The 12,585-nt window shown below is 54.6% G+C and carries 13 protein-coding genes; 11 read left to right on the top strand and 2 right to left on the bottom strand.

From position 1 onward, the window contains the following. Positions 1-117: 117 nt before the first annotated feature. Together NW211_RS13475 and NW211_RS13470 are read right to left on the bottom strand one after the other, a co-directional pair. Positions 118-1,287 (bottom strand): TlpA disulfide reductase family protein, encoded by a 1,170-nt coding sequence (locus tag NW211_RS13475; RefSeq protein WP_258328219.1) that lies wholly within the window; start codon positions 1,285-1,287, stop codon positions 118-120. Between the two features lie 156 nt (positions 1,288-1,443). Further along, positions 1,444-1,683: a hypothetical protein gene (locus tag NW211_RS13470; RefSeq protein WP_087407280.1), complete on the bottom strand. Its 240-nt coding sequence runs from the start codon at positions 1,681-1,683 to the stop codon at positions 1,444-1,446. A gap of 200 nt (positions 1,684-1,883) precedes the next feature. Here NW211_RS13470 and NW211_RS13465 point away from each other — a divergent pair, with 200 nt between their 5' ends. The 11 genes from NW211_RS13465 to NW211_RS13415 all read left to right on the top strand — a co-directional run bounded on the left by NW211_RS13465 (position 1,884) and on the right by NW211_RS13415 (position 12,536). Continuing rightward, entirely contained in the window at positions 1,884-2,423 is a 540-nt protein-coding gene (locus NW211_RS13465) for a ferredoxin domain-containing protein (RefSeq protein WP_258328218.1), read from the top strand. Next, the gene (locus tag NW211_RS13460) at positions 2,420-3,451 is read left to right on the top strand and encodes an agmatine deiminase family protein (protein WP_258328217.1); all 1,032 of its coding nucleotides are present in this window, start codon (positions 2,420-2,422) and stop codon (positions 3,449-3,451) included. The genes NW211_RS13465 and NW211_RS13460 overlap by 4 nt, the downstream gene beginning before the upstream one ends. A 13-nt stretch (positions 3,452-3,464) precedes the next feature. Then, entirely contained in the window at positions 3,465-4,355 is an 891-nt protein-coding gene (locus NW211_RS13455) for a carbon-nitrogen hydrolase (RefSeq protein WP_258328216.1), read from the top strand. Between the two features lie 155 nt (positions 4,356-4,510). After that, a complete protein-coding gene (locus NW211_RS13450; RefSeq protein WP_087407277.1) occupies positions 4,511-4,984 on the top strand; it encodes a dCMP deaminase family protein in 474 nt (157 codons plus the stop codon). Between the two features lie 197 nt (positions 4,985-5,181). Next, the gene (locus NW211_RS13445; protein WP_087407276.1) at positions 5,182-6,831 is read left to right on the top strand and encodes a S41 family peptidase; all 1,650 of its coding nucleotides are present in this window, start codon (positions 5,182-5,184) and stop codon (positions 6,829-6,831) included. 12 nt (positions 6,832-6,843) lie between these two features. Beyond that, on the top strand, positions 6,844-7,407 hold the full coding sequence (locus tag NW211_RS13440) for a 5-formyltetrahydrofolate cyclo-ligase (protein WP_258328215.1): 564 nt from the start codon (positions 6,844-6,846) through the stop codon (positions 7,405-7,407). Next, entirely contained in the window at positions 7,398-8,102 is a 705-nt protein-coding gene (locus NW211_RS13435; protein ID WP_258328214.1) for a helix-turn-helix transcriptional regulator, read from the top strand. The genes NW211_RS13440 and NW211_RS13435 overlap by 10 nt, the downstream gene beginning before the upstream one ends. Positions 8,103-8,117: 15 nt before the next feature. Then, positions 8,118-8,672 carry a response regulator transcription factor gene (locus tag NW211_RS13430; RefSeq protein WP_258328213.1) on the top strand — a complete coding sequence of 185 codons (555 nt, stop codon included), beginning with the start codon at positions 8,118-8,120 and terminating at the stop codon, positions 8,670-8,672. Between the two features lie 122 nt (positions 8,673-8,794). After that, positions 8,795-9,424: a DUF2975 domain-containing protein gene (locus tag NW211_RS13425; RefSeq protein WP_258328212.1), complete on the top strand. Its 630-nt coding sequence runs from the start codon at positions 8,795-8,797 to the stop codon at positions 9,422-9,424. A gap of 10 nt (positions 9,425-9,434) precedes the next feature. Continuing rightward, the gene (locus tag NW211_RS13420; protein WP_258328211.1) at positions 9,435-9,659 is read left to right on the top strand and encodes a helix-turn-helix transcriptional regulator; all 225 of its coding nucleotides are present in this window, start codon (positions 9,435-9,437) and stop codon (positions 9,657-9,659) included. A 36-nt stretch (positions 9,660-9,695) separates the two neighbouring features. Beyond that, on the top strand, positions 9,696-12,536 hold the full coding sequence (locus NW211_RS13415) for a pitrilysin family protein (protein ID WP_258328209.1): 2,841 nt from the start codon (positions 9,696-9,698) through the stop codon (positions 12,534-12,536). The last annotated feature ends 49 nt before the right edge of the window (positions 12,537-12,585 follow it).

Below are 12,585 nucleotides of genomic sequence, written 5' to 3'. Positions count from 1 at the left end.
TTTTTATTTCTGTCTGGCTTTTGTTTCTGACAAGGAAATGTTTCAGCCGGAGAGCAATCTTACGTGACAGAAAAATCTTGTCCCCCGCCTTTCCGATAAAAGCAGAAAACGGCGACATCACAACAGCGAGTCGGGCTTGGCTACTACCCGATTGACCGTATCGCGACGCATCCGATAGGGCAACAGCTCCTGCAACTTGCTGCCCAACTGCTCGAGCGTGAGATTGCGGGAATTTATGGTCCCGTCGGGATTGATGAGCACAAAGGCGGGAACCGCGGCCAGAGCATAGCGCGACTCTACCTCGTCAGGATTGGCGGCAATACACTGGTGGGCCGGCAACTTCAGTGCCTGCACCTGCTCGCGCCACAACTCGGCATTGCTGTCGAGCGAGACCGACAGGAAGATTGCACCTCGGTAGCCATACTCACGATACAGTTCACCCAACTTGACCATGGCCCGGCATGAAGGGTCGCTGCCGGCTTGCCAGAACCCCACGACCACATAGCGAGCATACCCCACATAGCCCGACAGCGAGGTGCTTCGCCCCCACATATCGACCAACGGTACATCTACGTACGGGCTGCCCGGCTCTATCTTATCGGCACTGCGCAGCCGCTGAGCTATATCGGTCAGCACCTGTGCACTCTTGTTGCGGCTACCCAGCTCCGACAGAAGCTGCTCCAACTGGGCTTCGCTGAAACGGCTCTGCATCGACTCGAGCAACCAGAGTGCTGCCGGCGAATTACGGTTCTTGCGGATAAACCGGTAGGCCCGATCGGTTGCCTCGTCGTCGAGACGACCATATTGTCCATACATCGACGACTCGAGCTCGGCTGTCATCTGGCTGTCGGCCACCTGCTCGAGATAACGCTCATGCAACCGGTTGCGCAGCGAGTCGAGCCGATGGGCCTCTACCCTGTACGCCTCGAAAGCCTCGTTTTGCTCGGTACCCGTCACGGTCGAAAACAGGGTGTCCATCGTGGCCTCCATCGAACCGTTCTCCAGAATAAACAGCACCGGCACGGCCAGCGAGTCGAGCGAACGGTTGAATCGCAAATAAGCCATGATAGGCACCTCTTGCTCACCGCGAAACGAAAAGAGCCCGTCGTCGACAATCGCACTGTCGAGATTGACCAGCTCGTCGCCATTGCTATGAGAGAGATAGATAATATTTCCATTGGCGTCGGCATTGTTTACATGCCCGTCGATTACATACGAAGTCTCTACGCCGCCCTGGCAACCAGCACACAGCAACAGCGGCAATATCCAATAATAGGCTCGGTTCATATTCTTCGATTTCTGAAGAACAAAGATAAAGAAGATTTTTGTTCATTCCCTCTCGATTGCCCCACGATCCTCTATTTTTCTACGTTCAAAGCCCGTAGAAAATCGTACAACAGTCCCTCTTCATGGTTGGGCAAACGCACTCATTTGCCCGGATGACTATCTCTCATCGTGATCATCGAGACTATCCCATACCGAATCTTGCTGTTCGAGATACTCTTCATAATAGTAAGCAAAACCCTTTCGTCCCGAGACTCCCATCGTATCGCACCACTCTTGATAATCGGCTTCCAACTGCTTATCGTCCTCCATCATCGACCGAAACATCTCTTCCGCCAAATCCAAAGTGCGATATTGCTTAATAATATCATCAAATATGATTGTAATATCATTACTCATGGCATTCCTATTTATCAAATGAACACATTATTGCATATCTTGGTTTACAAATATAGAAAATCTTTTATAAAAAGTGATTGAAAACTTGTAAAAAAGCGAAAACAAATTAGACCTTTACGCATCATCTTTTCACATTCCGTGTTTCCCATTTGCCTCTGCTCTCACCTTTTATTATCTTTGTATCAAATAAAGAAGACAACATGATTTACAACGAACGTGATACTCGTAAAGAGGTTGTATGCGAAGCTGCCAAACAGATTATGATGGCGGCCCGCACCGCACCCAAAGGGAAAGGAATAGATATTATCGAGATCGCCACCGTCACCGGCGACGACCTGCTGGCGCTGGCCCACCGAATGAGAGAGGAGAGCGAAAAACGCGACATGAAGTTTTTCCTGCGCGATGCCGGCAACATCGAACAGTCTGACGCCGTTATCCTCATCGGCACCCGCCGCCAGGTACAGGGCCTCAACTGTGCCTATTGCGGCTACAAGACCTGTGCCGAGAACCCGCAGGAAAATCCCTGCGCCATCAACTCGATCGACGTGGGCATCGCCATCGGCTCGGCCTGCTCCAAGGCGGCCGACATGCGCATCGACACGCGGGTGATGTTCTCGGCCGGAGCCGCAGCTCAAGAGATGAATCTGTTGCCCGGCTGCCGACAGGTGATTGCGCTGGCACTGAGTGTATCGTCGAAGAGTCCCTACTTCGACCGTAAACCGCAAACTCCGAAGGCATGAACTCCACGATACTCTTCCCGGCCGAGTGGTACCCGCAATCGGGTATCCAGCTCACCTGGCCCCACGAAGCGACCGACTGGGCCTACATGCTCGACGAAGTGACGGCCTGCTACATCGACCTCGCCCGTGAGATTGCCAAACGCGAGCATCTGTTGATTGTCACCCCTCACCCCGAGCAGGTAAAGCAACTGTTGCAAGGGGTGGTCGACCCCGATGCGGTGACCTTCGCCGAGTGCTCCACCAACGACACGTGGGCTCGCGACCACGGTGGCATCACCCTCCTGCGCAACGGCGAGCCCTGCATCTACGACTTCAAGTTCAACGGGTGGGGACTCAAGTTTGCCGCCAACTACGACAACCTTATCACCTCGACGCTCTACCGGCAAAACCGATTCCGGGCCCGGTATGAAAACCGGCTCAACTTCGTAGTCGAGGGGGGCGCACTCGAAAGCGACGGCGCCGGCACCCTGCTCACCACAAGCGAATGCCTGCTCTCGCCCAACCGCAACGGCGAGTGGTCGAAGGAACGCATCGAAGAGTATCTGAAAGAGACCTTCGGACTGCAACGCGTCTTGTGGCTCGACCACGGTTATCTGGCCGGCGACGACACCGACAGCCACATCGACACCCTGGCCCGGTTCGCCCCCGACGATACCATTGTCTACGTACGGTGTACCGATACCACCGACGAGCACTACGAGGCGCTGCGCCGCATGGAGGAACAACTGCGCACCTTCACCACCCTCGATGGCTCGCCCTACCGGCTGCTGCCCCTGCCCATGGCCGATGCGGTACATGACGAGAATGGCGAGCGGCTGCCTGCCACCTACGCCAACTTCCTCATCATGAACGATGCCGTGCTATACCCCACCTACCGGCAACCGGCCAACGACCGGGCTGCCGCCGAGGTTCTGCAAGCCGCCTTCCCCGGCCGGGAGATGGTGGGTATCGACTGCTCGCCGCTCATCCGGCAACACGGGTCGCTGCACTGCGTTACCATGCAATACCCCGAGAATGTATTACGATAAAATGCTATATAACATGACCGAAAAGAAAATCAAAGTCGGACTCGTCCAACAACATAACAGCGGCGATAGGGCCGACAACATGAACCGGCTGAAACAGCGCATCGAACAGTGTGCCGCCCAGGGGGCCCAACTCGTGGTGCTGCAAGAGCTGCACAACAGCCTCTACTTCTGCCAAACCGAATCGACCGACAACTTCGACCTGGCCGAACCCATACCGGGCCCGTCGACCGAATTCTTCGGCCGCCTGGCCGGCGACCTGCACATCGTGCTGGTCACCTCGCTCTTCGAACGCCGCGCCCCCGGGCTCTATCACAACACGGCCGTCGTCTTCGACACCGACGGCTCCATGGCCGGGAAATACCGCAAGATGCACATTCCCGACGACCCCGCCTATTACGAGAAGTTCTACTTTACCCCCGGCGACCTGGGCTTCAAGCCTATCCAGACCTCGATAGGTACACTGGGCGTGCTGGTGTGCTGGGACCAGTGGTACCCCGAGGCTGCCCGCCTCATGGCCCTGCAGGGAGCCGACCTGCTCATCTACCCCACCGCCATCGGTTGGGAAAGCTCCGATACCCCCGAGGAGCAAAAGCGCCAGCAGGATGCCTGGATTATCTCGCAACGGGGACACGCCGTAGCCAACGGTCTGCCGGTCATCGCCGTCAACCGGGTGGGACACGAGCCCGACCCCTCGCAACAGACCCGGGGCATCCAGTTCTGGGGCCACAGTTTCGTGTGTGGTCCTCAGGGTGAGATATTGGCCGCAGCACCCAGCGACAACGAATGGTGCCAGGTAGTCGAGGTCGACCTCGGCCGCAGCGAGAATGTGCGCCGCTGGTGGCCCTTCCTGCGCGACCGCCGCATCGATGCCTACGACAACATATTACGCCGCTTTATCGACTGATTACACGGGGTGTCGGAGGCTATCCGACACCCCGTTTTACTATGCGGCCCGATGCCCGGCTCATTTTTCTTGCCGGTGCACCGTTATTATTTGATAAAAAAAGAGGATAAATAACCGCAAAACAGCTATTTTTGTAAATCATTATCGCAGGATATATGGATACGAAATTAAATAGCACCGACAAACAACTGAACCTGGACAAGCGCTACATACGCATGGCGCAAATCTGGGCCGAAAACTCCTATTGCCAAAGGCGTAAGGTCGGAGCCTTGATTGTCAAAGACAAGATGATTATCTCCGACGGATACAACGGTACGCCGGCCGGATTTGAAAACTGCTGCGAAGACGAGAGCGGACACACCTTCCCCTTCGTGCTGCATGCCGAGGCCAACGCTATTACCAAAGTGGCCCGCAGCAACAACAGCAGCGACGGAGCCACCCTGTATGTCACCTCATCGCCTTGTATCGAATGTGCCAAACTGATTATTCAGGCAGGCATCAAGCGTGTGGTATTCTCGGAGTATTACCGGCTGCAAGACGGTATCGACCTCTTGCGGAATGCTCACGTCAAGGTCGACTTCATCGACCCGCAAGCCGACGAGCACAAACCGCAGGAGTCGGGACAGTAACCCCACGGAGACAATCGCGCCGCAAGCGATTTGTCAATCGGGAGTCAATACCGCCCGAACCATCGAAAAAGACAGATACCAAGACGAGAGGCTCCAGAGAGAAACTGGGAAAAGCCCGTCACCCGTGTGAGCAATCTCGCCGATAATATGTTTTTCTTCTATAACAACAGAACGCGTTTAAATTATCCGCATCGATTATGAACAATAACAAAGCCCGCTTCGTCTGGATTCCCCTGCTCGTAGCCGTAGCTATCGTGGGGGGCATCTTAATCGGACGATTCTTCTCCATTCAAAATCCCTTCGGCGGCAGCGCGCAATACGACAAAATCGAAAGCCTGCTGCAATGTATCGAACAACAGTATGTCGATACCGTAAACCGAGACGACCTTATCGAAAACGTCATGCCCAAGATTCTGGGCGAGCTCGACCCCCACTCGGCCTATATTCCGGCCCAAGACCTGGAGAGTGTCAATGAAGAGTTGGAAGGCTCGTTCAGCGGCATCGGCATTCAGTTCAATATCCTCAACGACACCATCAACGTAGTGAGTGTAATCCCGGGCGGTCCCTCCGAAAAGGTGGGCATTCTGGCCGGCGACCGCATCGTCGCCATCAACGACTCGGCCTTCGTGGGCGAAGGCATCAGCAACGAGAGCGTGATAAAAAATCTGAAAGGTCCCAAAGACTCGGTAGTCAAACTCACCATCGTGCGCAAGACGGCCAAGAAGCCCCTCACCTACGAGGTAACCCGGGGCGACATTCCCGTGAACAGCATCGACGTCGCCTTCATGCTCGACGACCAGGCTGGCTACATCAAGGTAAGCAAATTCGGACGCACCACCTACGACGAGTTCATCAATGCCCTCTCCAAGCTGAACAACGAGGGAGCCCGGAGCTTTATCATCGACCTGCGCGGCAACAGCGGTGGTCTGATGGATATTCCCATCAACATGGCCAACGAACTGCTCCCGGCCAACCGGCTGATTGTCTATGCCGAAGGCCGGGCCTTCGAGCGTGAGGATGCCGTCTCGAACGGGACCGGCACCTTCCAGGATGCACCGCTTATCGTCCTCACCGACGAATGGTCGGCCTCGTCGAGCGAAATCTTTGCCGGGGCCATACAAGACAACGACCGAGGTCTGATTGTAGGCCGCCGTACCTTCGGCAAGGGGTTGGTACAACAGCAGATTCCCTTCCGCGACGGCTCGGCCATACGCCTTACGGTAGCCCGCTACTACACCCCTTCGGGCCGCTGCATCCAGAAACAGTACGAGCTGGGCAAGGCCGACGATTACAGCATGGATATTGTCAACCGCTATAAACACGGCGAGTTCTTCAACGCCGACAGCATCAAACAGAACAAAGAACTGGTATACCACACAGTCAACGGACGCGAGGTATACGGTGGAGGCGGCATCATGCCCGACATCTTCGTACCGCGCGATACGACCGGATACACCTCGTACTTCAACAACGTAATCAACGAGGGTACCCTCTACCAGTATGCCTTCGACTTCACCGACAAGAACCGCGACCGCCTGTCGAAAGCCAAAGACCTCGACGACCTGATGCCGATGATCGAGGGCAACAGTCTGCTGAACAGCTTCGTGCAATATGCGGCACAAAAAGGCATACGCCCGCGCCCCGTCTACATCAACATCTCGCGCCGACTCATCATCAACACCTTGCAGGCCTACATTGCCCGCAACATTCTGGGTGAAGAGGCTTTCTACAAACTGCTGCTGCGCGACGACGAGACGCTGCGCAAAGCCCAGGAGGTACTGGCCGACGAGCAGAACTACAACCGGCTGTTGAGCGGGACCTCGACCGCAAGCACGGGCACGAAATAGGAGCGACACGTCATGCACGACAAACACCAGCTCAGGCAAACAATCAAGCAGTTGAAGCGGGCCCTCACTCCTGCCGAGCGGGAGGAGCTCTCGCGACGCATCTGCGCGGCCATAGAGTCGCTGCCCGGCTTCGACCGGGTGAGCCGCCTCATGCTCTATCACGCTCTGCCCGACGAGGTAGACACTCGACCGCTGCTCTCGAGATGGAGCACGGCCAAACAGCTCTATCTGCCCATTGTCGCCGGCGACGACCTGGTGGTGGCCGCCTATGACGAAGGGGCCGTGAAGCAGGGAGCCTTCGGCATCTGGGAGCCGGCCGACGACACGGCCGTAGACCCCTCGCTGCTCGAGTGGATTGTCGTGCCGGGGGTAGCTTTTGACCGCCGTATGAACCGGTTGGGCCGCGGCAAAGGCTACTACGACCGTTTGCTGCGACAGACCCCGGCCCGAAAGATAGGCATCTGCTACGGACTGCAACTGGTCGACGAGATTCCAGCCGAGCCCCACGACATACAGATGGACCTGATTATTACCGAAAACGACATCATCTATAAAAATAACGAACCATGGCACTGATAAACGCCGAAAGTAAACTTTGCGACGTCATCCTGAACGAACCCTCGATTATCCCGGTCATCAACCGATTCGGGATTATCTTAGGTGTCGGCGACAAGAGCATACGCACCGTATGTGAAGAGAAAAACCTCGACTGCGAGTTTTTCGTGACGATTCTCAACACCTTCATCAACGAAGACTACTTCCCCGAGAACCGACTCAAATCGTTCTGTGCCACCCAGATCGTCGACTACCTCACCCTCACCAACAGCTACTACCAGCAATTCCAGATACCCAATATCGAGCGGCACTTCAACTCGCTCATCTCGCAAAGCGACAGCGACAACAACAACCTCGAGCTGATGAAGCAGTTTTTCGAGGAGCTGAAGAAAGAGCTGCTCTCGCGCATCGAGCGCGACCGCACCAGCTGGTTCCCCGCCATCAGGGCCGCGGCCGAGCAGCTGCAAGGCGAATATTATGGCGAGCACATACGCTACGACCACGACGAGCCCGACTCGCTCGAAGAGAAACTCGACGACCTCAAGAGCCTCTTCGTCATTCATCTGCGGGGCGAGTACGACCTCAACCTGTGCCACGGTGTTATCTTCGCCCTGTACAGCCTCGAGAAAGACATCAAGCAGCACAACCGCATACGCAACCGCATCCTGCGCCCCATTGCCGATGCCATGCTCAAAGCCTGCCACGATAAAGAATAACCCAAGAAACTGCTCATGCGTATCGCCGTCGTCACCCCGCATACCCTGCTGAACTTAGGTCTGAAGCATCTGTTCCAACGATACTTCGACGTGACCCCTGCACTCTACAACCGAGCAGAAGATTTCTTCGACGACACCCCCGAACAGTTCGACGCCTACCTGCTCTTCGCCGACACGGTATTGAAATACAGCGACTTCTTCCTACCCCGCAAGAGCCGCATCATGCTGCTCACGGCTCACGGCGACCAATCGGTCGAATCGTTTGCCCCCACACTCCCCATCGACGAAGAGAAGGAGAGCCTGCTCGAACGCCTCGAACGCTTTGTCGAACAGCTCGGCCGACAAGCCGAGAGTCTGCCCCAAGAGCTTTCGCCCCGCGAAACCGAGGTATTGAAACTGGTCGCCAAGGGATTTATGAACAAAGAGATTGCCGACCAGCTGAACATCAGCATCAACACCGTGCTCAGCCACCGCAAGAACCTCACGGCCAAACTGGGCATCAAAACCGTATCGGGGCTCAGTTTCTACGCCATGATGAACGGCTACATATCGGACATCGACAACAAATAACCGGCTTCCCCGCCCCCCTGTTCCGAATCAAATTTTATCGTTTTTCGATAAAAATATACTGTTTTTCTTGTTTTTCTCAAAAACATTTCTTTCCTTTGTCTTACCAATACAACACAGCTTATATGTTTTACGACAAGCAGACACAACGGAAAATACAATTACTCAACCTGTTAATTGCATTGCTCATACTCATCCCCATCGTACTCGACTTTTCCAAAGGGTTCACGATTGGGTTCAACTCCTCGTTCATCGGTTTTGAAAACGGGCTGGGAAAATCGTCGTTACAGATAAGCACCATCAAGCCCGACAACCTGCAACTGAGCGAGTTCGGTTCGATACCGGGCCTCACGCTATCGACCGGCGGGATCCTCTACATACCCGACTCGATGGTACCGCAAGGGCTGAGAATCTGTGCTGCAATCTTTACTCTGCTCTCACTGGCCTCGTTCATAGCCATGATTGTGATGCTGGTCAAGCTCATCCGTTCGGTAGCGGCCGACGGTTTGATGAACCACAAGAACATCAAGCGGCTGCGGCTCCTCTCCTACTACATGATTGCCTTCTACTTCATCAGCTATATCGACCTGTTCATTGCAACCGGATACTACCGTTCGCACCTCGACCTGGGCGGTTACACCCTTTGCTACCCCGAGATGAGCCCGGCAGTCACCATCCCCTTTATCTTGCTGCTGCTGGCCGAGATACTGAACATTGCCCACAAACAACGCGAAGAGTTGGACCTCACCATATAAATCATTGCCTATGCCGATTATTGTGAACCTTGATGTCATGATGGCGAAACGGAAAATTTCGCTCAACGAACTTTCGGGCAAGATAGATATTACTCCCGCCAACCTCTCGATTCTCAAGACAGGGAAGGCCAAAGCCATACGCTTCTCGACCCTCGAGGCCATCTGCAAGGAGTTGAACTGCCAGCCCGGCGACATACTCGAATATCAGGGAGATAACGAAGAGACAACAAAATAACACAAACACCAATATTTATCATTAAATCAAAACACAATGAATTTACGAATGGTAAAATCGGGATTAGTGCTTGCTTTCCTGGCCGTAGCCCAATGGGTATCGGCACAGCAAGCTCCTCAGATGGAAGCATTGCCCATCGATCCCAACGTGCGCTACGGTGTGCTTGACAACGGTCTCACCTACTATGTACGTCACAACGAAACACCCAAGAACCGTGCCGAGTTCCACATTGCCCAAAAGGTAGGCTCGATTCTCGAGAACGAAGACCAACGCGGTTTGGCCCACTTCCTCGAGCACATGGCCTTCAACGGTACCGAGCACTTCCCCGGGAAGACGATGCTCAACTACCTCGAGAACAACGGTATCAAATTCGGTGTCGACCTCAATGCTTATACCGGTTTCGACGAAACGGTATACCGCATCTCCAACGTCCCCACGCAGAATCAGAATCTGGTAGACTCGTGTCTGCTCGTGCTCTACGACTGGGCCTGCGCCATCTCGCTCAACGATAAGGATATCGACGAAGAGCGCGGCGTTATCCACGAAGAGTGGCGTACGCGTGCCGATGCCAACTGGCGTACCTGGGAGGCTACGGTGCCCGTCATGTTTGCAGGCAGCCAGTATGCCAACCGCATGCCTATCGGTACCATGGAGGTAGTGATGAACTTCCCCTACCAGGCTCTGCGCGACTACTACCACAAATGGTATCGCCCCGACCAACAGGGTATCATCGTAATCGGTGACTTCGACGCCGACAAGATGGAGGCTCAGATCAAAGAGCTCTTCGGCAAAATCAAAATGCCCGAAAACGCTGCCGAGCGCGTATACTATCCCGTGCCCGACAACAAAGAGCCCATCTTTGCCTTCCACAAGGACAAAGAGGCCGCCTACACTCGTGTAGACATCTACATGAAACACGACCCCATGCCTCGTGAAATGCGCGGTACCATCAACGGGGCCATCACCGACTACATGAACGGCGTGATTGGTATCATGTTCAACGACCGCATCACCGAGATTACCCAGAAACCCGATGCTCCCTTCATTGCCGGTGCCATCTTCGACGGCGACTTCTTCGTATCGAAGACCAAAAGCGCCTTCACCCTCATTGCCGTGGGTAAAGACAACGGTGCCATCGACGCCATCAAGGGTATCATCCGCGAGGCCGAGCGTATAGACCGCTTCGGGTTCACCGCTTCGGAGTACGACCGGGCACGCGCCACGATGCTCGCAAACTACGAGAACCTCTACAACGAACGTAACAACCGCAAGAACGTCGACTATGCCGAAGAGTATATCCGTCACTTCATCGACGGCGGCTACATCCCCGGCATCGAAATGGAGTATAACCTCATCAAGCAGATGTCGCCCGCTATCACGGTCGATATGGTGAACCAATATGTAAAATCGCTCATCAGCGAAGAGAACATGGTCATCTCGCTTACCGGTCCCGACAAAGAGGGTGTTACCTACCCCGACAAAGACCAGGTACTGGCTGCCATCAAAGAGGTAGAGGCCGAAGAGGTTGCCCCCTATGTCGACAAGGTATCGAACGAACCCCTCATCTCGAAAGAGCCCGCTGCCGGCAAAGTGACCAAGAGCGCTGCCGGTAAGAAATTCGGCACAACCGAGTGGACCCTCTCCAACGGTGCCAAAGTGGTGCTCAAACCCACCGACTTCAAGGGCGACGAAATCACCATGCTGGCTGTCAGCAAAGGTGGATATTCGCTCTACAACACCAACGATCCGGCTCTGGCCCGCGACCTGAAATCGCTCAACGAAATCGTTGAACTGGGTGGCCTCGGCCAATTCGGCAAGACCGACCTGATGAAAGTTCTGGCCGGCAAGAAGGTATCGTCGAGCTTCTCGATGGGCGGGGCTCAGGAATCGGTATTCGCTTCGTGTGCCACGAAAGACCTCGAGACGATGATGCAACTCGTATACCTCACCTTCACCGACCTGCACCGCGACGACGAGGCATTTGCCGCCTGGAAAGAGCAATCGAAAGCCGCTCTCGTCAACTATGCCAACACGCCGCAATACATCTTCAGCGATTCGCTCTCGGCTACCCTCTACGACCACAACCCCTTGCGCCGTCAGTTGAAAGCCGAAGACATCGACCAGATCAGCTACGACCGCATTCTCCAAATCGCCAAGGAGCGCCTGGCCAATGCCGCCGACTATACCTTCATCTTCGTAGGTAACTTCGACACCGACTCGCTCAAACCCTATGTAGAGAAATACATCGCTTCGCTCCCGGCCAGCAAGAGCCGCGACAAAGTGGGCAAACTGATCGGAACTCAAAAGGGTATCGTCACGAACCACTACAACCAACCGATGGAAACGGCCAAATCGACCGTCTATGCCATCTACTCGGGCGACGAGAAATACAACCTGCGCAACAACCTTATGCTCAGCATTCTCAACCAGGTAATGGACATTGTATATACCGAGACCATCCGTGAAGAAGAGGGTGGAACCTACGGCGTAGGTACCATGGCCAACTTCTCGTCAATCGACAACGAGTGGTTGTTCCTCTTCGGCTTCGACACCAACCCGCAAGACGAGAAACGTCTCACCGACCGCGCTCATGCCGAGTTGATGAAGGTTGTGAAAGAGGGTCCTCGCGAAAAAGATTTCACCAAGGTGAAAGAGTATATGCTCAAGAAACATGCTCAAAACCTGCGTGAGAACTCCTATTGGAGAGATGTGATTTCTGACTTCGAGTTGGGCTACGGCGACAACGAGAGCAACTACGAAGAGACCCTCAACAGCATCACCATCGACGACATGAAGGCCTTCACCAAGAAGATCTTCAACGGCAAAAACCTCATCGAGGTAATTATGACCGGCGTCGTAGAAGAGGAGGCTAAATAAAGACTCTACCGTACGGTAAGGCACATCCTTGCCGACGACACCCATAGCG

The sequence above is a fragment of the Barnesiella sp. ET7 genome, from assembly GCF_024733785.1.
GTDB classification, from domain to species: Bacteria; Bacteroidota; Bacteroidia; order Bacteroidales; family Barnesiellaceae; genus Barnesiella; species Barnesiella merdigallinarum.
This window is presented reverse-complemented; position numbering and strand designations above follow the sequence as displayed.

What these genes read in the sequence shown, in the direction of transcription:
- NW211_RS13415 (WP_258328209.1), top strand. Translation starts at nt 9,696, where the DNA reads ATGAATTTACGAATGGTAAAATCGGGATTAGTGCTTGCTTTCCTGGCC.
- NW211_RS13435 (WP_258328214.1), top strand. Translation starts at nt 7,398, where the DNA reads ATGGCACTGATAAACGCCGAAAGTAAACTTTGCGACGTCATCCTGAAC.
- NW211_RS13455 (WP_258328216.1), top strand. Translation starts at nt 3,465, where the DNA reads ATGACCGAAAAGAAAATCAAAGTCGGACTCGTCCAACAACATAACAGC.
- NW211_RS13450 (WP_087407277.1), top strand. Translation starts at nt 4,511, where the DNA reads ATGGATACGAAATTAAATAGCACCGACAAACAACTGAACCTGGACAAG.
- NW211_RS13420 (WP_258328211.1), top strand. Translation starts at nt 9,435, where the DNA reads ATGCCGATTATTGTGAACCTTGATGTCATGATGGCGAAACGGAAAATT.
- NW211_RS13425 (WP_258328212.1), top strand. Translation starts at nt 8,795, where the DNA reads ATGTTTTACGACAAGCAGACACAACGGAAAATACAATTACTCAACCTG.
- NW211_RS13470 (WP_087407280.1), bottom strand. Translation starts at nt 1,683, where the DNA reads ATGAGTAATGATATTACAATCATATTTGATGATATTATTAAGCAATAT.
- NW211_RS13465 (WP_258328218.1), top strand. Translation starts at nt 1,884, where the DNA reads ATGATTTACAACGAACGTGATACTCGTAAAGAGGTTGTATGCGAAGCT.
- NW211_RS13440 (WP_258328215.1), top strand. Translation starts at nt 6,844, where the DNA reads ATGCACGACAAACACCAGCTCAGGCAAACAATCAAGCAGTTGAAGCGG.
- NW211_RS13445 (WP_087407276.1), top strand. Translation starts at nt 5,182, where the DNA reads ATGAACAATAACAAAGCCCGCTTCGTCTGGATTCCCCTGCTCGTAGCC.
- NW211_RS13430 (WP_258328213.1), top strand. Translation starts at nt 8,118, where the DNA reads ATGCGTATCGCCGTCGTCACCCCGCATACCCTGCTGAACTTAGGTCTG.
- NW211_RS13475 (WP_258328219.1), bottom strand. Translation starts at nt 1,287, where the DNA reads ATGAACCGAGCCTATTATTGGATATTGCCGCTGTTGCTGTGTGCTGGT.
- NW211_RS13460 (WP_258328217.1), top strand. Translation starts at nt 2,420, where the DNA reads ATGAACTCCACGATACTCTTCCCGGCCGAGTGGTACCCGCAATCGGGT.